General features: G+C 44.9%; 1 pseudogene. It reads right to left on the minus strand.

The window, feature by feature from the left end:
• Positions 1–227 (minus strand): annotated as a pseudogene (locus CWB85_RS22720) (hypothetical protein); the annotation flags it as partial.

Below are 227 nucleotides of genomic sequence, written 5' to 3' on the forward strand. Positions count from 1 at the left end.
TGATCTTAAGTACTTTAAGCTGCGTTTAAAGGCACTGCACTCTAAGGAGTTGTATTCTACGCGGTCACCCCATGACCAAAAACGTAATAAATATTCGAGAGCAAATAAACGCACCGAGCCGATCTCGAGTATTAAAAAGGCCTGTCTATATGGATAAGCGTGTGTACCGTCAGCATCACTGAAAGGCGCACGCCCTGTCCTCAGACGCTTGGGCAGAAAAAATATGT

The sequence above is a fragment of the Pseudoalteromonas sp. S1727 genome, assembly GCF_005886375.1.
Taxonomy (GTDB): domain Bacteria; phylum Pseudomonadota; class Gammaproteobacteria; order Enterobacterales; family Alteromonadaceae; genus Pseudoalteromonas; species Pseudoalteromonas haloplanktis.